Source organism: Streptosporangium lutulentum, from assembly GCF_030811455.1.
Taxonomy (GTDB): domain Bacteria; phylum Actinomycetota; class Actinomycetes; order Streptosporangiales; family Streptosporangiaceae; genus Streptosporangium; species Streptosporangium lutulentum.
Genome location: NZ_JAUSQU010000001.1, coordinates 8132292 through 8152928, shown reverse-complemented (window position 1 = coordinate 8152928; position 20637 = coordinate 8132292). Strand labels below are relative to the sequence as shown.

Annotated in this window: 20 protein-coding genes; 4 read left to right on the top strand and 16 right to left on the bottom strand. The window is 69.2% G+C overall.

Features of this window, described 5'->3' with window-relative positions:
* Nucleotides 1–52 precede the first annotated feature (52 nt).
* The gene (locus J2853_RS36740) at nt 53–670 is read right to left on the bottom strand and encodes a LysE family translocator (protein WP_307565493.1); all 618 of its coding nucleotides are present in this window, start codon (nt 668–670) and stop codon (nt 53–55) included.
* A 111-nt stretch (nt 671–781) separates the two neighbouring features.
* On the opposite strand from J2853_RS36740, the gene J2853_RS36735 reads away from it, so the two are divergent.
* The gene (locus J2853_RS36735; protein ID WP_307565491.1) at nt 782–1234 is read left to right on the top strand and encodes an Lrp/AsnC family transcriptional regulator; all 453 of its coding nucleotides are present in this window, start codon (nt 782–784) and stop codon (nt 1232–1234) included.
* A 475-nt stretch (nt 1235–1709) separates the two neighbouring features.
* Here J2853_RS36735 and J2853_RS36730 read toward each other — a convergent pair whose 3' ends face one another.
* From J2853_RS36730 to J2853_RS36710, 5 genes are all read right to left on the bottom strand, one after another.
* Nucleotides 1710–2078, bottom strand: coding sequence for a spore-associated protein A (locus tag J2853_RS36730; RefSeq protein ID WP_307565489.1), 369 nt, complete (start codon nt 2076–2078; stop codon nt 1710–1712).
* A 149-nt stretch (nt 2079–2227) separates the two neighbouring features.
* On the bottom strand, nt 2228–2872 hold the full coding sequence (locus J2853_RS36725) for a response regulator transcription factor (protein WP_307565487.1): 645 nt from the start codon (nt 2870–2872) through the stop codon (nt 2228–2230).
* On the bottom strand, nt 2863–4011 hold the full coding sequence (locus tag J2853_RS36720; protein ID WP_307565486.1) for a sensor histidine kinase: 1149 nt from the start codon (nt 4009–4011) through the stop codon (nt 2863–2865). Before J2853_RS36720 ends, J2853_RS36725 begins: the two co-directional genes overlap by 10 nt.
* A gap of 11 nt (nt 4012–4022) precedes the next feature.
* Nucleotides 4023–4832: an ABC transporter permease gene (locus tag J2853_RS36715; protein WP_307565484.1), complete on the bottom strand. Its 810-nt coding sequence runs from the start codon at nt 4830–4832 to the stop codon at nt 4023–4025.
* A 3-nt stretch (nt 4833–4835) separates the two neighbouring features.
* Nucleotides 4836–5750, bottom strand: coding sequence for an ATP-binding cassette domain-containing protein (locus tag J2853_RS36710; protein WP_307565481.1), 915 nt, complete (start codon nt 5748–5750; stop codon nt 4836–4838).
* A gap of 482 nt (nt 5751–6232) precedes the next feature.
* Between J2853_RS36710 and J2853_RS36705 the strand changes: the two genes are divergently transcribed.
* Nucleotides 6233–7159, top strand: coding sequence for a nitroreductase/quinone reductase family protein (locus tag J2853_RS36705; RefSeq protein WP_307565479.1), 927 nt, complete (start codon nt 6233–6235; stop codon nt 7157–7159).
* Between the two features lie 117 nt (nt 7160–7276).
* Here the strand turns inward: J2853_RS36705 and J2853_RS36700 are convergent, their stop codons facing one another.
* The 5 genes from J2853_RS36700 to J2853_RS36680 form a co-directional block, all read right to left on the bottom strand.
* On the bottom strand, nt 7277–7501 hold the full coding sequence (locus tag J2853_RS36700) for a TetR-like C-terminal domain-containing protein (RefSeq protein WP_307565478.1): 225 nt from the start codon (nt 7499–7501) through the stop codon (nt 7277–7279).
* Nucleotides 7498–8562: an ABC transporter permease gene (locus tag J2853_RS36695; protein WP_307565477.1), complete on the bottom strand. Its 1065-nt coding sequence runs from the start codon at nt 8560–8562 to the stop codon at nt 7498–7500. Before J2853_RS36695 ends, J2853_RS36700 begins: the two co-directional genes overlap by 4 nt.
* Nucleotides 8555–10255, bottom strand: coding sequence for an ATP-binding cassette domain-containing protein (locus tag J2853_RS36690; protein ID WP_307565475.1), 1701 nt, complete (start codon nt 10253–10255; stop codon nt 8555–8557). The genes J2853_RS36695 and J2853_RS36690 overlap by 8 nt, the downstream gene beginning before the upstream one ends.
* Nucleotides 10256–10331: 76 nt before the next feature.
* On the bottom strand, nt 10332–11369 hold the full coding sequence (locus J2853_RS36685) for an ABC transporter substrate-binding protein (protein WP_307565474.1): 1038 nt from the start codon (nt 11367–11369) through the stop codon (nt 10332–10334).
* A gap of 591 nt (nt 11370–11960) precedes the next feature.
* Nucleotides 11961–12872, bottom strand: a complete 912-nt coding sequence (locus tag J2853_RS36680) for a hypothetical protein (RefSeq protein ID WP_307565473.1) — start codon at nt 12870–12872, stop codon at nt 11961–11963.
* 282 nt (nt 12873–13154) lie between these two features.
* Between J2853_RS36680 and J2853_RS36675 the strand changes: the two genes are divergently transcribed.
* Entirely contained in the window at nt 13155–14246 is a 1092-nt protein-coding gene (locus tag J2853_RS36675) for an alanine racemase (RefSeq protein ID WP_307565471.1), read from the top strand.
* 18 nt (nt 14247–14264) lie between these two features.
* Here J2853_RS36675 and J2853_RS36670 read toward each other — a convergent pair whose 3' ends face one another.
* Nucleotides 14265–14951 (bottom strand): nucleoside/nucleotide kinase family protein, encoded by a 687-nt coding sequence (locus J2853_RS36670; protein ID WP_307565469.1) that lies wholly within the window; start codon nt 14949–14951, stop codon nt 14265–14267.
* Nucleotides 14952–15062: 111 nt separating this feature from the next.
* On the bottom strand, nt 15063–16187 hold the full coding sequence (locus J2853_RS36665) for a substrate-binding domain-containing protein (RefSeq protein ID WP_307565468.1): 1125 nt from the start codon (nt 16185–16187) through the stop codon (nt 15063–15065).
* 396 nt (nt 16188–16583) lie between these two features.
* On the opposite strand from J2853_RS36665, the gene J2853_RS36660 reads away from it, so the two are divergent.
* Nucleotides 16584–17285, top strand: a complete 702-nt coding sequence (locus J2853_RS36660; RefSeq protein ID WP_307565466.1) for a hypothetical protein — start codon at nt 16584–16586, stop codon at nt 17283–17285.
* A gap of 34 nt (nt 17286–17319) precedes the next feature.
* On the opposite strand, the gene J2853_RS36655 is transcribed toward J2853_RS36660, so the two are convergent.
* The 3 genes from J2853_RS36655 to J2853_RS36645 all read right to left on the bottom strand — a co-directional run bounded on the left by J2853_RS36655 (nt 17320) and on the right by J2853_RS36645 (nt 20571).
* Nucleotides 17320–18168, bottom strand: a complete 849-nt coding sequence (locus J2853_RS36655) for an SDR family oxidoreductase (RefSeq protein WP_307565464.1) — start codon at nt 18166–18168, stop codon at nt 17320–17322.
* Nucleotides 18165–19400, bottom strand: a complete 1236-nt coding sequence (locus J2853_RS36650) for an acyl-CoA dehydrogenase family protein (RefSeq protein ID WP_307565462.1) — start codon at nt 19398–19400, stop codon at nt 18165–18167. Before J2853_RS36650 ends, J2853_RS36655 begins: the two co-directional genes overlap by 4 nt.
* A gap of 121 nt (nt 19401–19521) precedes the next feature.
* Complete coding sequence (locus J2853_RS36645; protein ID WP_307565460.1) at nt 19522–20571, bottom strand: phosphotransferase family protein; 1050 nt, start codon at nt 20569–20571, stop codon at nt 19522–19524.
* Between the last annotated feature and the right edge of the window lie 66 nt (nt 20572–20637).

Genomic DNA, 20637 nt, shown 5'->3' with positions numbered 1-20637 from the left:
CGAGCTCCGTGCTCGATCTGCTCCAGCGGAGACGGGATGCCCGAAGCGTCGCTCAGCCGAGAAGGTGGTCGGTGAGCAGCCAGATGCCGATGCCGATCATGGCGGCTCCGGATAGGCGGCTGACGAGGCGCGCCGCGGCGGGTCGGCTGTGCAGGACGGTGCGGGTGAGAATACCGAGGCAGAGGTAGAACAGGGCGCGGGTGGCCATGAAGGCCAGGCCGAGGACGCCGATCTGCCCGGCGACGGGCCAGGCGCCGTGCGGGTCGGTGAACTGCGGGAGCAGGGCGAGGAAGATCAGCAGACCTTTGGGATTGAGGCCGCTGACGCCGATGCCCCGCAGGAAGGTGTTCCAGTCGGTGCCGGCCGGCCCGCCGGCCGGAGCGTCGGGTGTGGCGGGGTGGGCGAAGGTCATCGCGCCGTGCCACACCAGGTAGAGGCCGCCGACGAAGGTGAGGCCGGTCAGGACTGCCGGAGATCCGGCGACCAGCGCTCCGACCCCGGCCACGACGATGAGGGTGATCGCGGCGTAGCCGACGATCAGCCCGCTCACCGCCGGGTATACCGAACGACCCCGCAGCCCGGCACCGATGGTGAAGACCCAGTCCGCGCCTGGGACGACGATGAGCAGGAACGCGACCGCCCAGAAAGCAAGCACAGAGCCAACGGCCATGAATGGATTCCTCCCGGTTGGCCAGTGAATATGGGAAGAATACGTTTGATGTGCCCGAAGGTGTTTCCCACTTTTCCCTGCTCAGACCGCATCTATGGAAGGATCTTCTACATGGATGTGATTGATCGGAAGATTATTGCTGTGCTCCAGGAAGACAGCCGTCTGACGATCACGGAGCTCGCCGCACGGGTGGGGCTGAGTGTCTCGCCGTGCCACCGCCGGCTGCGAGAGCTGGAGCGCGGCGGGACGATCCGCGGCTACCGGGCAGTCGTCGACGCGAGCGCCCTCGGCCTGACGTTCCAGGCGCTCCTCTTTGTCACCATGCGCCAGGAGGACCGCGATACCCTGCTGAGCTTCGAGGCAGCGGTCACGCGAGTACCCGAGGTGGTGCAGGCGCAACGGCTGTTCGGCGACCCCGACTACCTGCTGCGCGTCGTCACCGCCGACCTGACCGCCTACCAGGAGCTGGAAGACGACGTCCTGTCCGCACTCCCCGGCGTGCAACGCCTGAACTCCACCCTCGTCATGAAACACGTCGTGAACGACCGGCCCCTGCCCACCTGACGTCAGACCAAGGCACATGGTCCCGCCCTGCTCGGACGAAAGGCAGCACCGTTGAAGACATCTCAAAGCTGAGCTCGGGCCATTTCTACGCGGCCGTCGAGGGCATGCCGTTCATGAAGGTGCAGGTCCCGATGCGCCAGAGCCATCACCCCAAGGGCCCGCCCACCACCGAGGAAGTCGGTGGTGAGCGAGAAACTCCTCGTAAGAGTTGTCGGTAAGGAAGCTGTCAGCAGGCACATACGAAAACGCCCAAGCGGGTCAGTCCACAGCTTCCTTACCGACGCCCCTCGACACATCGCCATGCTGAGGTTGGCGACGATGCCGAGCGAACAGCGGTGTTGTCAGAAAAACCATCGGAGCGGACGTGTCCACTCTCGATGACGCCTCCAGGACCCAGCGTGGGCGGCGACCCGGCACGGCTTGCGGCGATCACGCCTACCGGGCAGGGTCACGGATGGAGGGTGCGTCCGGAAGGTCAGCTGCAGTAGGCGGGACCGAAGCCCTCGGTGGGACTGTTCGCGCCGACCTGTCCTTGGAAGTTGATGCACTTGCCCTTGCCGGGGACGCTCACCGGACCGGCGTAGGTCGTGTAGTTGCCGGCGTCCCTTTTGCTAGCGGTCGTCGTCCAGATATCGACCCTTATGTACTGCTTCTTGCCAGGCTTGTTCGTGTAGGTCATCGCGCAGTTCATCCCGGTGGAAGAGTTGTAGAAGACCGCGATGTACCCGCCGGTGATCGGCCAGTTGCCCAGGCGGCTGCCGGAGCATCCGGCCGCCGAGGCCGGAGCCGCAGCGGCCACCATGAGACCCGCGCCGAGCGTCAGGGCACCGGCGAAACTAGCCATCTTTCGGATCAAAACATTCCTCATGCACATCTCCTAGATCATTTTGGACCTTGATGACCCTACCGGATGCCAATTGCATGAATTACGGAAAGCCAAAACTGGCAACTTCCTCCCAGGATCGGACATACCGTCGGCCCGGGAACCCTCGATCACTCGTCGAGGTAGCGGAGGATCGCCAGGACCCTCCTGCTGTAGCCGGGGGTGTTCAGGAGTCCGAGCTTGTCGAAGATGGCGTTGACGTGTTTCTCCACCGTGCTCAGTGACACGTGCAGGCGTTCGGCGATGGCGGCGTTGACGAAACCCTGCGCCAGATGCCTGAGCACCTCCGCCTCGCGTCCGGTGAGCCTGCTCAGCGGGTCCACGTGGGTGGTGCGGGCGAGCAGCTGGCGGACCACCTCCGGGTCGAAGACCGTCCCGCCCTCGCGGATCCGCTCCAGCGAGTCGAGGAACTCCGCCACCTCCGTCACCCGGTCCTTGAGCAGGTAACCCACGCTCTCGGTGGCCCCTGCGAGCAGCTTGGCGGCGTACGGTTTCTCGACGTACTGCGACAGCACCAGCACGCCGACGCCGGGCCAGCGGTCGCGGATCTCCAGCGCCGCCCGCAGTCCCTCGTCGGTGTGCGTGGGCGGCATGCGTACGTCCACGACCGCGACGTCAGGCTGGTCCCGCGACACGGCGGCGAGCAGCGCGGAGGCGTCGCCGACCGCGGCCACCACCTGGTGACCGGCGTCCTCAAGCAGGCGGGACAGTCCTTCGCGCAGTAGGACCGAGTCATCGGCGAGGATCACTCGCATGGCGCCGCCCTGGGGAGTGTCGCGGTGATCCTGGTCGGCCCGCCGGATGGGCTGTCCACCTCGAAGCGGCCGTCGAGCGCCAGGACCCGGCGCGCCAGCCCGGCCAGCCCACTGCCCGCCGGGTCGGCTCCGCCGTGTCCGTCGTCGGAGATCACGATGCTCACCGTCCGGTCGTCCTGGGTCAGGACGACCAGGATGTCACGCGCCCGCGCGTGCTTGGTGGCGTTGGTGACCGCCTCACGCGCGACGAAGTAGAGCGCGGTCTCCACCTCCGACACCGGGCTCTCGGCGAGGCCGTAGTGAACGGTGACCGGCACGCTCGCGCGCTCGGCCACCCCGGCCAGCGCGGCCCGCAGTCCGAGTTCGTCCAGCGCGGTCGGGTAGATCCGCCAGGCGACGCTGCGCAGCTCGTCGAGCAGCCGGCGTGACTCGGTGTATGCCTGGCTCACCAGCGCGGCGGCCTTGGCGGGGTCGTCACTGTGCTCGGCACGTCCCAGCAGCATCGACAGCGCCACGCCTCGCTGCTGCACGCCGTCGTGCAGGTCGCGCTCGATCCGCCGCCGCTCGTCGTCGACCGCGCGCACGATGCCGGAGCGGGTGGCGGTCAGCTCGGCGATGCGCCGCCGCATCATCTCCTGCCTTCCCGGACCGAGGAAGTGGTCGGCCAGGCGCCGTTCGACCGCGACGAGCGCGAGACACCACAGTCCGGCCAGCGCCACCACCAGCAACCCGCTGGTGAGACCGATCGCCCAGCCGCTGGTCACCAGCCGGACGCCGGGCAGCACCAGCCGCACCGCGTCGGACTCCCTCGTGAGCAGCGCCCACGTGCCGCCGAACAGGAACAGGAACCCGAGGAAAAGGCCGGCGGCGGCGACGTAACCGCCCACCACGCCGACCACCGCACGCAGCGCGAGGTAGCCGTAGCGGTTCCGCACCGGGGCCGCCTCGCCGGTGTCGTGGCCGAACCACGCCGCCAGCCGGGCGCGCTCCAGCGCGACCAGCCGGTCGGCGACCCGCCCGACCCCGGGCCGCGCCACCGGGGTGACTCCGGCCAGGAGCAGGAAGACGAGCTCGACGATCCCCGTCAGGAGGCCCGCGAGAATCCCGGCGAGCCCGCGAGCGACCCGGTTGCCAGACACAGACGCGGATTCTACGAGGCGTCCCTGCGTCGCAGGACCGCGTGACCGGCGGCGAATGCCACCGTCGTCCAGCCGAGCAACCACAGCAGTCCCTCCACCCGCCCGTACGGCATGGGCCCGCCGGTCAGGTTGTCGGCGCTGTCCATGAACGCCAGCCCGGCGAACATCGGCATCCGCAGCGACAGGCTCACCAGCGGTCCGAAGCCGGTCATGGCCAGCATCAGCGGCAGTCCCATCAGCAGCATGAACGCCGTTGTGAGCGTACCCGCCGCACTGCGCATCGCGGCTCCCACGCCGAGCGTCATCAGCGACACCAGCACGAGGAAGACCCCGATGCTCAGCATGTCGATCGCGGTCTCGGCGGGCGGCAGGGCGCCGTAACCGCCGAACGGGGTAACGGACAGGAACAGGTAGACGGCGACCGCCGCCGCGCTGCCGGACAGCACCCCCGCCACCAGCATCACCGGGACCAGCACCAGTGCCTTGGCCGCGAGCATGTGGCCGCGGATCGGTGTGGCCTGCAGCGTCGTCCGGATGCCGCCGGAGGCGTATTCGCCGGTGATGGCCAGCATCGCCACGGTGACGAACGCGAACTGCGCGAAGGCGGCGGCGGAGATCACCGATTCACCGGCCGGCAGCGTCGCTTTCACCCCGTCGTTGAGCAGGTTGGTCGCCGTGCCGCCGGCCAGGGTCAGCGCGCTGAGCCCCAGGAGCGCGGCCCCGCTCACCAGGCACCACCAGGTCGAGCGCAGCGACCACAGCTTGGTCCACTCCGAGGCGACGGCGCCTCGCAGGCCGCCCGTCGTCGTCAGATCGATCATCGGTCACACCCCTGCCGTTCGCGCGCCGTACTCCACGCTGCCCGCGGTCAGTTCCTGGTACGCCTGCTCCAGCGAGGCCTCCCGCGTGCTGAGCTCGTGCAGCCGGACGCCCGCGTCGAAGGCCAGGTCGCCGACCCGCTCGATGGTTCCGCCGCCGGCGACGAGGTCGTTCTCCCCGGTGCGTTCCACGCGCAGGCCGGCGGCGGTGAGCAGGGCGGCCAGGTCTCCGGCGTGCGGGCTGCGGACGACGACCGCGCTGAACGAGCTGCCCGCGATCACCTCCGCCAGCGGCGCGTCGACGATGAGGCGGCCCTGGCCGATCACCACCAGGTGGTCGGCGGTGAGCTGCATCTCGCTCATCAGGTGACTGGAGACGAAGATCGTACGGCCCTCGTCGGCCAGGGAGCGCATCAGGTCGCGGACCCAGCGCACGCCGTCCGGGTCGAGCCCGTTGACCGGTTCGTCGAACATCAGCACCTCGGGGTCGCCCAGCAGCGCGGCGGCGATGCCGAGTCGCTGGCTCATGCCCAGGGACAGCGCGCCCGCCCGCCGCCCGGCGGCCGTCTCCATCCCGACACTCTCCAGCACCTCGTCCACCCGGCCCCGCGTGATGCCGTTGCTGCGGGCCAGGGCCAGCAGGTGAGCCCGCGCGCTGCGGCCCGGATGGATCGCGCGGGCGTCCAGCAGCGCGCCGACCTTCCGCAACGGGTGCCGGTAGGCGGCGTAGGGACGGCCGTCGACGAGCGCGGTACCCGTCGTGGGCCGGTCCAGGCCGAGGATCATCCGCATCGTGGTCGACTTCCCCGCCCCGTTGGGGCCCAGGAAGCCCGTGACCGTTCCCGGCCTGAGATCCAGGGAGAGGTCGTCGACGGCGAACCTGTCACCGTGGCGTTTGCTCAGTCCTCGCAAACTGATCATGGTTGTCCTCGTTTCTCGTCGAGGACGACGCTAGGTAATCGCCAGGTCGCGGGCCATGGGGGCGGACCGCCGAATGCCATGGCGGGAAACCGTAATCCGGGACACACATGATCTTGTGGATTGACAGGCCGCGGGTGGGTGGTTGTAATAGTGCGCGTGTCGCTTGACGCCGGCCAAGAGCAGTGGGCCGGTCGGCAGTTGGGCGAGCACCTTCACTGAGGGGCCTGCCATGAGTTCACACTCCGCACCCTGCATCTGACCTGATCACCTTCGCGCGTCGTCCGTCGCCTTCCGCGGTGCCCGGCATCGCCATGTGACGTCAGTACGCCCTGCCCTTGAACGTCCGCCGTGTCACGGCGACCGTCCGCGGCTTCCGCGTGCCCGACATCCGTCTCCCGGCGAGGTTCGCGCGCGATCGGTGCGCGCCGCTCATCTCACTCTCGACCGCGAACCCACACACTTTTCTGGAGACCTGAAACCGTATGCCCACGTCCTTCAACCAATCAATCATCGAGGAGTTCCGAGCCAACGGCGGAAAGGTCGGCGGCCCCTTCCAGGGCGGCGACCTCCTGCTGCTGACCACCACCGGCGCGAAGTCGGGACGGGAGCACACCGCTCCCCTCGGCTACGTCCGCGACGGCGACCTACTGCTGATCATCGGGTCCGCCGGCGGCGCGTCCCGTCATCCCGCCTGGTACCACAACCTGCTCGCCCATCCCCTGGTGCGAGTGGAGATCGGCACCGAGTCGTTCGAGGCGATCGCGGTCCCCGCCGAGGGGACGCGGCGCGAGAGGCTGTTCGAGCACGTGGTGCGCGCGGCGCCCGGATACGCCGACTACCAGACCCAGACCACCCGAACCCTGCCGGTCGTGGTGCTGGAGCGTTCCGAGCCCGAGGCGGGAGAAGGCCCCGGCGAGATCAACAACCTCGCCGACAAGCTCCTGCAGGTTCACACCTGGCTGCGTGCCCAGTTGCGGCATGTGCGCGCCGAGACCGACGCCCACTTCGCCGCGCGGGCGGCCCACCAGGGCCCCGGCGAACCGCCGGCGCCGGGGCTCGGCATGCAGATCCGGCAGCACTGCCTGGCCTTCTGCGAGTTTCTGACGTTCCACCACACCAGCGAGGACGCGCACATCTTCCCCGCCCTCGCGAACTATCATCCCCACCTGCGCGACGCTCTCGACCGGCTCCGCGACGAACACCGGACGGTCGCGCGCCTCAAGGACGACCTTCTCGCCCTGCTGGCCGACATCACCACCGCCGACCCCGGGCGTTTCCGCGCCGAACTGGGCCGCCTGTCGGAGGAACTACTGGCCCACCTCGACTACGAGGAGGAATCCCTTATCCCCGTCCTGGCCGAAGTCCCGTTCCCTCCGGCCCCACCGGTGCCCGAACCCGCCGCCACCTGATCCGGAGCGGTGCTCCAGGCCCGGGATCGCCGGCAAGTCGGGGCGTCCGGTGAACGGTGCCTCTCTGTGTCACGCCGCCGGCGGCAGAGAGGCACCGTTCCTTTTCGCGGTCTTCGGTCACTTGAGCCCGAAGGCGTCGGCGAGGGTGCCGATGTCGGCCTCGAACAGGGTGCCGGGGTCGTGACCCATGCCGGCGAACCGACCCATGACCTCCAGACTGACCGTGCCGTGCATGCGAGACCACGCCAGGACGGCTCCGGCCAGAGATCGCAGGCGGGCGCGGGGCGACTGACCGGCCGCGTCGTCGGCGGCGGCGGCGTGGATGTCCCGGGCGGCGGTCAACCGCCCGCGGCGGAGCGCCTGGTGTTCAGCTGGTCGAATCCGACCGCGACGAGGATGAGCACGCCGATGGCGATCTGCAGGTAGAAGGCGTTGATCGCGAGCAGGTTCCCCCCGTTGTTGAGGACACCCATGATCAGCGCTCCGGTGGCAGCACCGAGCGCGCTGCCCTTCGCTCCGAAAAGGCTCGCGCCGCCGATCACGCAGGCGGCGATCGCGTTGAGCTCGAAGCCCGTGCCCGCGGTGGGAATGCCCGCACCCAGCCTGGACGTGAGCAGCACCCCGCCCAGACCCGCCAGCAGGCCCGAGATCGCGTAGACCGAGATCATCACCAGGCGTACGGGCACACCCGCCAGACGGGCCGACTCGGGGTTCGAGCCGACGGCGTAGATGTAGCGGCCGAAGACCGTCCGGGTGAGTACGAACCACATCACGGCCGTGACCAGGGCGGCGATGATGAGGAGGTTGGGGATTCCGAGGATCGTGCCGTTGGCGATGGTCTGGAACGACTCCGGCAGCCCCTGCACGGTCTGGGCGTCCGTGCTGACCAGGACGATTCCCCGGGCGATCCCGAGCATGCCCAGGGTCGCGATGAACGGCGGCAGTTTGGCCTGGGTCACCAGCAGGCCGTTGACGATCCCGAGCGCGGTGCCGATACCCACCCCGAGCAGGAGCGCCGGCCAGATGGGCACGCCGGCGACGAGGAACTGCGCGGTGGACGCCCCGGACAGGCCGAGCACCGATCCGACCGACAGGTCGATGCCGGCGGTCAGGATGACCAGGAGCTGACCGACCGCGATGATTCCGAAGATCGCGACCTGCCGGGCGAGGTTGGACAGGTTGTTGCCGGTGAGGAACTCGTCGCTGGCGAGCGTGAGGGCGCCGACCGCCACGAGCAGCACGACGAGCCCGCCGCTCTCCCGTCCCGCGATGTCTCCCAGCGTGATGACCCGCCGCGGGGCCTTGGCCTTCGCCTCGGCCTGCGCCTGCGGTCCTTCACCGACCGGCTGCCGACTGGTGATCGTCGTGGTGGCGATCGGTTCGCGCCAGATCAGCTTAGGCATCTCGGTTCCCCTCTCCTGGGTCGTCCGGGGCCGGAGGCGTCCCGGGTTCCGTCCCGTCAAAGGCGGGCGGCGTCCCGGGTTCCGTTCCGTCGGAGGCGGGCGGCGTCCCGGGTTCCGTTCCGTCGGGGACCGGTGGAATCCCGGGTTCCGTCCCGTCGGAGGCGAGTGGCGTCTCCCGTCGAGGAGCTGGAATCTCCGTACCTCTGCCGCCGCTGGCCAGGCGGAGCACATCTTCCTCCGAGGCGGTTCCGGGAAGCTCGCCCGCGACCTCCCCGTCGCGCAGCACAAGGATGCGATCGGAGAGGCCCAGCAGCTCCGGGAGGTACGACGAGACCACGATGATCCCCAGCCCCTTCGCGGCCAGGTCTCCGATGACCGTATAGAGCTCGCCCTTGGCCCCGACGTCGATGCCCTTCGTCGGCTCGTCGAAGATCAGTATTTTCGGCTTGGTCAGCAGCCAGCGGGCGAGCAGGACTTTCTGCTGGTTGCCGCCGGACAGCGTCGACACCGGCTGGTCGTAGGAGCCGGCCCGCAGCCGCAGGCTGTCGAGCAGCCGATCCGCCTCCTCGGACTGCTCGCGGCCGGGCAGGAGGCCACGCCGGGAGCCTCTGCGCAGGCTGGCGATGGTGACGTTCTCCCGGATCGACAGCTCCGGCAGCAGCCCCAGCACCTTGCGGTCCTCGGTGAGCAACCCCACTCCGGCGTTCATCATCGCGCGCGGCCCGCGTGGTTTCACCGGCCTGCCCTCGATCTCCAGCTCACCGGCCGCGATCGGATCGGCGCCGAAGACGGACAGCAGCAACTCGCTCCGCCCCGACCCCAGCAGACCTCCGATGCCGAGGATCTCTCCGGCTCCGACGTCGAAGTCGATGCTCGGGGAGTTCTCCGACCGGCGCAGCCCCCGGACCCGGAGCACGGGCGTTCCGGCATGCCGGTGACTCTCCGGATAGAGCGAGCTGATCTCGCGTCCGACCATGGCGGTGATCAGGCGATCCTCGTCGTAGTCACTGATCGGCCCCGACTCGGACAGGCCTCCGTCCCGCAGAACGGTCACCCAGTCGCCGATCTCGAACATCTCCTCAAGCCGATGGGTCACGTACAGCATCGCTATCCCGCGCTCGCGCAGCCGCAGGATGTGTTCGAGGAGCCGCGCCGACTCCGCCTCGGTGAGCGCCGTGGTCGGCTCGTCGAACACGATCGCCTTGACGGAGTCGGCGGTGAGCACCTTGGCGATCTCCACGAGCTGGCGTGTGGCCGCCGGGAGCCGTTCCACGATCGCGTCCGGACTGAGGTCCGTCAGGCCGATCTCGTCGAGGGCCTCCCTGGTACGGTCGCGCAGCCGGCTCCTGGTGATGATCCCGGTTCGCGCCGGAAGGCGGCCCATGAACAGGTTCTCCGCGACCGACAGGTGGGGAAGGAGACTGAGCTCCTGGTAGACGGCCTGAACACCGGCCGCTCGCACCGAGGCGGGGGTCGGCGCGGTGACCGGCTCGCCGTCGATCTCGTAGGTGCCGTCGTCACGGCGCAGCGCGCCCGTCAACACCCGGATCAACGTCGACTTTCCCGCGCCGTTCTCTCCGGCCAGGCAGTGCACCTGACCCGGGATCAGGCTGAGCGAGACGTCGGTGAGCGCCTGGACAGGACCGAAGGCCTTCGAGACGTCGCGCAACTCGACGACGGGCTCGCTCGTCATTTCACCTTCACCTCATCCCATATCCCGCATTCATCGTCGTTCCGTCTTCGCCGAATCTCGCGTCTCGCATTCGCCGTCATTCCGTCTTCATCGTCGGCGGGTTGAGCAACTGCCTCACGTCGGGCGCGTTGAGGTTCTGCTTGTCCGCCACGACCGCACCGGGATCGATGTCACGCGGCGGGATACGGCCGGACGCGGCCATCCCGGCCGCCAGGACACCCTGGTAACCGAAGAAGTAGGGGTTCTGCACCACCAGCGCGTCGATGGTGCCCGCGGCGAGCGCCGCGTTCTCCTGCGGGTCGGAGTCGAACGCCACGACGGGAACGGTGTCGGCCGCCTTGTTGTCCTGGATCGCCCGGGCCGCGCCGACCCCCGAGGTGTTGTTGTCCGCGAACACCCCCGCCAGGTCCGGGTTGGCGGTCAGCGCGTCGTTGACCTGCGACGCCGCGGTGTTGATGTCGTTGTTGTTGTAGCGCTGCAGCGTCACCTTGACCTGCGGGCAGTTGTTCGCGAGGCCCTGCTTGAAGCCGGCGTCCCGGTCGACCAGCGACTGGATACCGGCCACGGAAGACTCGATCATGACACTGCCGCTCGTCTTGTTCTGCGCCTTGAGCAGCTCGCACATGCGCTTGCCGGCCTGCGTTCCGGCCTTGACGTTGTCGGTGCCGATGAACCCCTCCGAGGGCGTGGTCACGCGGCTGTCCACGGTGATGACCTTGAGCCCCGCCTTGCGCGCCCGGTCGATCGCCGAGTTGAGGGCGCTGGAGGAGTTGGGTGCGATGACGATGCCGTCGACGCCCCGGGAGATGGAGTTCTCGACCAGCTGCACCTGCTGGTCGATGTTGGTCTCCGACGTGGGCCCGAAGGTGCTCACCTTGAGACCGAAGTCCCCGCCCGACTGCTTCGCCCCCGCGATCATCGTCTGCCAGAACGAGGAGTCGCTCGCCTTGATGATCACATCGATCTTCTTGCCGCTCGCCACCCCGCCCGAGCCTCCGCCCGCCGGCTGGCCGGCCGAACCTGTGGCGCGCCCTCCCACCACCCCGAGCACCAGCGCCACCAGCGCGATGGCCGCGACGAGCGAGAGCGAGAAGGCGATACGTGAGCGAGCCATGACGACCTCCCGGAGATTCCTCTTCAAGGATCTCGACAGGCGTCTCAGGCGGTTGCCGCGATGAAAACCACGGATCGCGGGCAAACGCCTGCGGCGGTGAGGTGACCCATACGGAAACCTTCACTCAACAAGGACTGATAAAAGTCGCTTATTTACAGCAAAGCTCGGAAAGTTTCGCAATGGAAACCGGCAAAGGAAAAGAACTCGTTACCTGCGATGACCGTTCACGCCGTCACCCCCATGGGAGATTCCAGAAACCGTGTCACCCGCTCCGAGCGATGGCGCCCTCTCCCTGCCGGAGAGGAGGGCCGCGAAAGGATCGACTGAACATCGCGATCTTTCGCAACCGACCGGGTCCGGCCATGGGGGATGGCGGCCGATGTCGTCACTGACGTGATCTCAGCGAATCGCCGACAGGTGGGTGTGCTCGAAACGGGTGAGGGCGAGCGCCGCTGCGGGAACCCACGGTCTCCGTTGCCATGGTCAGGCCCCGGACAAAGCCCTTGTAGGTGCGACGGCTCCTCGTAGAGCGCTGCCACCCCTCGACGACGACAGCGGTCCTCGGGCTGTCGACGCCGGCGGCGGCGCGCGTCAGGGCAGAGCCGGTACGGCAGGCCGGGAGTCGGTCCAGCCGACCTCGATCAGCGTCTTGTCGTGGAACAGCTGCGCGGACGCCTTACCGCCGACCGTGCCCGTCTGGTTGTGTGACAGCAACACCATCCTGCCGGTGTCGACGATCAGTCGCTCCTTGACCGAGTGCGCCTCCTTCCCCGTCCCGCTCGATCTTTCGATCACCACGGCGGCCCCGGATCTGCCCAGGTTGTCCTTCGCGTTGCCGTCGGCGCGCACGCCCGGCAGCGTCAGCAGGGCCTGATAGGCCGCGGCGCGGACCTCCTTCGGAGCGGGAAGGTCGTACAGGAGCTGAGTCAGGGTGTACGTGAGCGAACCGACCAGGTCGACTTCCCGGCTGGCCTGGGCCGCCTTCGTGAGCCAGTCCTTCAGGCGGCTCGGGTCGGCGGGCAGGCGCTGAACCTCGTCGTACGTCAGCCGCTGCTCCATGAGCAGGAACGGCTGCTTCCGTCCAGGGGTCACGATGCCCTTGGACGGCTTGGTGGACAGTTTCACGGTCTTGCCGTCGATCGATTCGTCCCACGTGGAGGGGGAGCCGTCGCGCTGCCACGCCTTCTTGTCCGCCGCGCTCTTCGGCAGCGACCCCAGCTCCCGGTATCCGAACCACGACCTGCCGTCGGGCACGTCCCACCCTTCCACGATCTCCTGCTGGACCAGCGAGTAGGGGGCCGAATCGGTACCGAACCGCCAGGGGTGGATGGACGTCGTCAGCTCCCTGGTGTGCCAGTAGGCACCCTCCGAAGGAGTGGCCGCGGTGGCGGCCGGCGCGCCCAGGACGGTGGCGCCCACGGCCAGGGCGACGCCGAGAGTGATCAGCCGCCGGGTCGGCGTGGTCGCGAACGCCATCAGATTGCTCCATGGATTCAAAGTCATGACCATTCATACGCCTGGGCCGCTCGAAGGGTTGCCCGCACGATTCTCTACGTGTCTCTACGTGAGCGGGCAACGGTCGCGACGGCCGAGGCGTGTGCTGTCAGCCGCACGAGGTCCGTGACAGGTATCGGCCGCTCGGCATCGTCGGGGAAGACCGGCCCGGACGACACGCATCGGACGCTCTCCACACGGGCAGACCGCACATGGCCGAAGGGCCGAGGTCACGACCGCTCACCGTCCGATCGCCTGACATCCCGCACCGTCATCATTGGAGAAGACACCTTGACAGTCACCGTCGCGGCGCAGCCGCAGCCCTCGGAGGCGGCCCTCGCCGGGCGGTTGCCCGCCTACGTCTACGACCTGGCCGGGCTCGACGCCCACGCGGGAGCCGTCCGCGCCGCGCTGGGAGACGTCGAGCTGTACTACGCGGTGAAGGCCAACCCCGACCCGGAACTGATGCGGACCCTCTCCCCGTACGTCGACGGTTTCGAGGTCGCCTCCGGAGGGGAGCTCGCACACGTGCGCGAGCACTTCCCCCGCACCCCGATCGCGCTGGGCGGCCCGGGCAAGACGGACGCCGAACTGTTCGGTGACGTCACCCGCCTGCACGTCGAAAGCACCGGCGAGCTGCGCCGCCTGCTCGCCTCCGGCCGCTCCGCGGACGTGCTGCTCAGGGTCAACCTGGACATCCCCCTCGAAGGGGCGTCGCTGGCGATGGGCGGCGGCGCCACGCCGTTCGGGATGGACCCCGCCGGGATCGCCGAATGCGTCGCGCTGCTGGAGGAGCAGGACGCCGTACGGCTGCGCGGGATCCACGCCCATCTGGCCAGCGGGCTCGACGCGCCCCGGATGCTGGAGCTGGCGGCGGCCGTCCTGGACTACGCCCGGACGCTGGGAGTGACCGAGATCAACCTCGGGGGCGGCATGGCCGTCTCCTACGCCGATCCCGAGGCGCGCTTCGACTGGAAGACCTACGGTGACGGCCTCAGGCGGCTGCGCCGTCCCGGCGAGACGCTCCGGGTCGAACCCGGACGCTCGCTGACCGTCTACTGCGGGCGGTACGTGACACGCGTCATCGACGTCAAGCGCGTCCACGGCGAGCTGTTCGCGGTCGTGGCGGGCGGAACCCACCACCTCCGCACCCCCGCCACCAAAGGCCACGACCAGCCGGTCGTCATGACGGAGCCCGGCGAGCCGATCACGATCGTCGGCCAGCTCTGCACACCCAAGGACGTCCTGGCCCGCCGGGTCCCCATCAGCCTGAAGCCCGGTGACACGGTGGAGTTCACCATGGCGGGCGCCTACGCGTGGAACATCTCCCACCATGACTTCCTGATGCACCCGAAGCCGAGCTTCCACTACCTGAACCGTTGAGTAAGGCGTGGCCCGGGGTCAGCCGGCCGTCTCCCGGTTCCCGATCGAGAGGAGGACCGACTCGGGGATCACGAGGTCGGCGCGCGAGCGGGTCTCGGCGATGAGGTCCGCGTTCGGCTGGTCGATTCTCATCACCCAGGCCACGGCCTCGTCGTGGCCCTTGCCGAACCGCTCGTGGCGGGAGACGAGGCGGCGCACGCGTTCGCCGGGACCGAGCTCGCAGTACCAGACCTCGTCGAGCCAGGGCCGTACCCGGGCCCAGTCGCCGTGGTCGAGCAGCAGGTAGTTTCCCTCGGTGACGATGAGCCGGGCGTTCCGCGAGACCGGGACGCTCCCCGCGATCGGCTGCTCAAGGTCGCGTTCGAACGCGGGCGCGTAGATCACATCGTCCTCGTCCTCGCGCAGGCGGCGGAGCAGCGCCGCGTAGCCGGCGGCGTCGAAGGTGTCCGGGGCGCCCTTGCGGTCACGCCGTCCGAGCCGGTCGAGCTCCACGTCGGCGAGGTGGAAGCCGTCCATCGGCACATGCGCCACCCACTCCTGCCGCGGCAGGCCGTCGGGAGGGGTCTGCCGCAACAGGCGGACCAGGTCTTCGGCGAGCGTGGTCTTCCCCGCCCCCGGACCGCCCGCGATGCCGAGCAGTGCCCGGTGCCCGTCTCGTACGAGGGAGCGGGCCCGCGCCGCCAGGTCCTGGAGGGTCGTCATCACGGTTTCCGGACGATTCTGCGCAGCACGGACCCCACACTACGCCGCCCGGCCGGCCGTGCCTCCCCGGTGCGGTGGAGGTGCGTACGGCCGGGCGGCGAGGATCCCGTACGGTCACCTGGCCAGGTTCTTGAACGGGTCCTCGTAGGCGTCGAACGGCTTGGGCAGTGAGGCCAGCGCCCTGCCGGCGTTCTCCTTGGTGACCAGCCGGATCGGGGCCCGCACCTCGAACGGCAGCATCCTGCCCTTCGCGTCGGCCTGGCACGCCTCGACGCCCATCAGGCCCATCACGTACGGATACTGGGCGACGGTTCCGTCCAGTGCGCCGGCCTTGACCGCCTTGAGCGCGTCCTCGAGGCCGTCGACGCTGATGACCTTCACCCGGCCCGTCTTGTGAGCGTCGGCGACGGCCTGTGCCACGCCCAGTCCCATGTCGTCGTTGACGACGAAGAAACCCGCCAGGTCCGGGTGCTTCCGCATGACTCCGGCCGCGGCGGTGCGCGCCGTCCGGCGCTCCCAGTTCGCGCCGACGGTCTGGACGACCTTGAGTCCGGCACCGATCCCCTGCTGGAATCCCTCGATCCTGGTGTCGCTGGTGACGTCCCCCGCGACACCGCTGATGACCGCGACGTCGCCGCCGGAGGGCAGCAGCTCGGCCATCCGCCGGCCGGCCGTCCTGCCCGCCTCGGCGTTGTCGGTGCCGATGTAGGTGGCCAGCTTGACGTTGGCGCTCCCGGCCAGCACGAGGTCGACCGGGCTGTCGATGTTGACGATGGTCTTGCCCATCGCGGAGATCTTGGCAAGGTCCTGGATCACCTTGGTGCCGGAGGCCGGATTGATCACGAAGCAGGAGGAGGGCTGCTCGGCGAGGGCGGTGGACCTGTCCGTCCTGCCCTCGGCGTCCTTGACGTCCTCGGCCTCCTTGGCGTCCTTGGCGCTCTTGGCCGCTTTGGTCTCCTTGGCGCCGGTGGAGCCGTCCGCCCGGATCGTGACGGGCACCCCGGCCGCGCGGGCCTGATCTCCGATGCCCTGCTTCATCGTCTGGAGGAACGGGTCTTCCAGTCCTCTGATCACGGCGGTGATGCTCGGAACGACACCGGCCGTGGCGTCCGGATGTGAGGCACCTGAACCGGCGGGCCCGCTGGGCTTGTCGGAGCCGCAGCCGCCCAGCGCGAGCGTCCCGGCGGCCAACGCCGCGGTGACCGCCGTCGCTCGACGCCCCATGGTGTTCACGTGCATCAGGTGCCCCTCTCGGTGTCGGTGGGGCGACCGTACGACCCCCGGGCGGAGACCGACCACCCTTCTTTCGGCTGCTTACGTCGAAAGAATCTTGACCCGTGGCCGGAAGCCGCGGGCGGTCCCATCGCGGGCGGCCGGGTACGCCGCGGCGGCGTTCTCCCAGCATGGGGCGGATGCGATGGGAATCTCCGCCTTCGGGCGGGGCGGACGCGGGGGCTCCGGACTGCGGCGGCGGGAAAGCACGTACGCTGACAGCCAGTTACGAACGGTCGGGCAGGCGGGTTCACGACCCGGGGTCGGGCAGACGGCTCACGACCGGGGCGGTCGCACGGGTGAGCTCGGGATCACGGGCGATGCCGTGCGGGCGCCCGGTGATGTGCGAACGAGGGGGACACCGTGAACGTGAGGTCGCGCTCCGCGCAACAGGGGCACCCCGGCGAGCTCCGGCTCCCCGCCGCGTGTGCGGTGCTGGTCGCCATCGCGTTGTACGCGGCACTGCCCAGCCGGCTCATCGTCGGGCCGCGGTTCGTCGTGCCCGTGCTGGAGCTGGTGCTGCTCGTGGTCCTTGTGGCGGTCAATCCACGGCGCATGCTCAAGGAGAACCGGTTACTGAGGCGACTGTCCATCGCCCTCGTTCTCATCATCGCGGTGACCAACAGCGCGGCGCTGGTCCTCGTCATCATCGAGCTGGTCTCCGGGCATGCCAGCGAAGGCCGGCAGCTGCTGCTCGCCGCCGGCCAGGTGTGGCTGACCAACATCATCATCTTCGGGCTGGCCTTCTGGGAGCTCGACCGCGGCGGCCCCGTACAGCGCACCCAGGCCCGGGAGCAGGGCCTGCCGATGGCCGACTTCCGCTTTCCCCAGGACGAGGACCACGACGCCATCGAGGAGGTGGCCGCCCGCTCGTCGGCCAAGTCGGGCTGGACCCCCGGGTTCGTCGACTACCTCTACGTGTCGGTGACGAACTCCTCCGCGTTCAGCCCCACCGACACCATGCCGCTGTCCGCTCGGGCGAAGATGCTCATGGCCGCGGAGTCGGTGTCGGCGCTCGTGCTCTCGGTGGTTGTCATCTCCCGGGGGGTCAGCCTTCTGAAGTGACCTTCACCGGCTCCGCGGGCGGGCCGCGCGCCGTTCAGGCACGCGGCCCCGGCGCACGGCGGAAGGCGAAGGGCTGGCTCTCACGTCCCGGGATCACGAACCAGCACTCGCCCGTGCCCTCGCTGTCGAGCAACCGGACGAACGTGTCGACGACGGTCGAGACGTCGAGGATCGGGAACCCGATCTGTTCGAGCAGCGCCTTGCCCTCCCCCAGGATCGCCGTGTCGGCGAACGAGGGGCACAGGCCCTGCACCTTGACGCCGAAGGGTTCGAGATCCTGGCCGAGCGAGCGGACGAGCCCGACGACGGCGTGCTTGTTGGCGGCGTAGATGGGATCGCCGGGGATGCCGACGATCCCCGCCATGCTCGCCGTCGCCACGATCGTGCCGCCGCCGCCCGCCCGCAGGGCGGGGATCGCCGCGTGCATGCCGAACACGACGCCGTCGAGATTGACGCCCATCGCCAGGCGGTAGCGCTTGATGTCGAAGTCCTCGCGCAGCCCGCAGCCCGAGGCGATGCCGGCGTTGAGGAACGCGAGGTCGAGCCGTCCGTACCGCTCGACCGCGGTGGCCACCGCGGCCTCGCTGTCCTCCAGCCGTGTCACGTCGCAGTGCACGTATGTCGCGCCGAGCTCGTCGGCGAGGCTCTGGCCCGCGTCGTCGTCGATGTCCGCGAGGACGATCCTGGCCCCGCCCTCGGCCAGCCGCCGGGCCACCGCCGCGCCGATGCCGTTGCCGCCGCCGGTGATGAGCGCGACCTTGCCCTCAAGCCGGTCGCTGCGGACCGTGTTGAACGTCGCCGTCGCGTCCCTCGCCTGCGTGTTCCCCGCCAGCAGGCCGCCGCTGTCTCCGGCGAACCGGTTACCCGTTTCCTCTGTACTCACAGCGGTAGCCCTCCGGTGGCGGCGTTGGTCGAACCCGTGCTCCTGTAAGCGGCGATCGTACGCTCGGCGATGCGCATCTGGTGGATCTCATCCGCCCCGTCCGCGAAACGCGCCCAGCGGGCGTGCTGGAACATGTTGGCCAGCGGGGTGTCGGTCGAGTATCCCAGCGCGCCGTGCACCTGGATCGCCCGGTCGATGATCCGGTTGAGGCTGTTGGCCACGAAGTGCTTGGCCATCGAGACCTCGGTACGGAAGTCCTCGCCTTTGTCGATCTTCGATGCGGCGTGCAGGACCATGAGCTTGCACTGGTAGAGCTCCATGGCCGAATCGGCGATGAGCCACTGGACGCCCTGTTTGTCGGCCAGCAGCGACCCGTGGCTGTAGCGGTTGAGGGCGCGGTCGACCATCATGTCGAGCGCCGTCTCGGCCTGCGAGATCCAGCGCATGCAGTGCGCCAGTCGGGCCGGGCCCAGCCGGTACTGGCCGAGCTTGTGACCGTTGCCGCGCCCGCCGAGGATCTGGCTCTCGTGCACCCGCAGGTCGGTGATGACGATCTCGCTGTGCCCGGTCGAGCCGTGCATCGTCTCGACCTCGCGGACGTCGTTCCACCCTTCCTGCGGGAGGTCGATGAGGAACGCGGTGTTGCCGCCGCGCGAGCCCTCGGGCACGTCGAGTTCGGTCTTCGCGATGAGGATGGCGAAGCTCGACCGGCGGGCGTTGGAGATGAACCACTTGTGGCCGTTGATGACCCACTCCTCGCCGTCCTTGACGGCGTGCGTGCGGATGAGCGTGGGGTCCGAACCGGCGACCTCGGGTTCGGTCATCGCGAAGCAGGACATCTTGGTGCCCTTGAGCAGCGGCTTGAGGTATTTCTCCTTCTGCTCGTCCGTCGCCCAGTGCAGCAGCGTGTGCATGTTGCCCTCGTCGGGCGCCGAGCAGTTGAGGACCCACGGCCCCAGCCTGGTCTTGGCCGCCTCCGACTGCACCATGGCGAGCTCGACGTGGCCCAGTCCCATGCCGCCCCACTCCTTGGGCATGTGCGGCAGCCACAGCCCCTCGGCCTGCGCCTTGCCTCGCAGCTCGAAGATGACACGGAGGTACTCGTCGCGCGAGGTGGCCTTCTCCTCGTCGTCGAAGGCCTTGACGGCCGGGATGATGGTCTCCTGGACGAAGGCCCGCACGCGTCGGCGGATCTCCTCGTGCTCGGGGGCGAGGGTGAAGTCGATGGCCATGGGGTTCCCCTTACTGACGGTCTACAGGGATCTACGGGCGGATGCCCGCCTGGGCGCGTTGACGACGATCGATCCACGGGTGGGTGCCCGCCTCGGCGTGCCGGCGACGGACCACGGGGATCTACAGGTAGGTGCCCGCCTTGGCGAACAGGGCCAGGGTGATCGCGTGCAGAACCTCCCCGACGCCCTTGTCCGCCTTGCCCGCGCAGGCCCGCGCATAGGTGCCCTCCAGGATGATTCCGCACTTGAAGCAGGCGAAGACCGTGTACCAATCGATCGCGGACAGGTCGCGGGTGGATCGCTCGGCGTAGCGCGCGATCAGCTCGGCGGGTGAGGGGAAGCCCCGCACGCCGTTGAGCGCGGCGGCGGGACCGATGGGGGCGCCCTCGCCGGGCCACATGGCGACCGTCCATCCGAGATCGACGAGCGGATCGCCGATGGTGGACATCTCCCAGTCGACGATGGCGGCGAGACGCGGCCGGTCGTGGTCGAACAACACGTTGGCCAGGTGGTAGTCGCCGTGCATGACGCCCGGCGTCCACGTGAGGGGCCGGTTGTCGTCGAGCCATCCGGCGACGCGGTCGAGTTCCGGGATCCGCGGCCCGCCGTAGCCCTTGAGCTCGCCGTACGTGTCGAGCTCGTGCATCCACCGGCCGACCTGGCGTTCGAGGAAGCCCTCGGGCCGGCCGAAGTCGCCGAGTCCGGCCGCCTCGTGGTCGACGGCGCCGAGTGCGGCGATGCCGTCGATGACGTCGAAGGCGACCGCTCGCCGCCAGGCCTCGTCCGTCGCGTACGTGCCCGGCAGCCCCTGGGAGGGGTTGAAGCCGTCGACCGGCTCCATCAGGTAGAAGACGACCCCGAGCACGTCCTCGTCGGGGCAGGCGGCGATGAGCCCGGGATGGGGGACGTCCGAGCCGGCCAGCGCGCTGAGGACGCGCGCCTCGCGGCGCAGCACCTCGTTGCTGGCCTTGCGCAGGTGCCTCGGCGGCCGGCGCAGCACGTAGGCGCGGCCACCGCGTTCGATGCGCACGAGGATGTTCTGCGTGCCGCCCGCCAGCACCTCGACCCGATCGAAGTCACCCGCCGGCAGGCCCTGCTCGTCCATCCACGGAGCCAGTCGTTCGAGGTCGACGAGCTCGCGATCGACACCGTCCTGTCCAGGGATCGTCATAGGTGCGAGCCTTCTATCCTGTGCGATGTGGCGGCCGCCTCTGATGCGACTGCTTGATGATTTCAG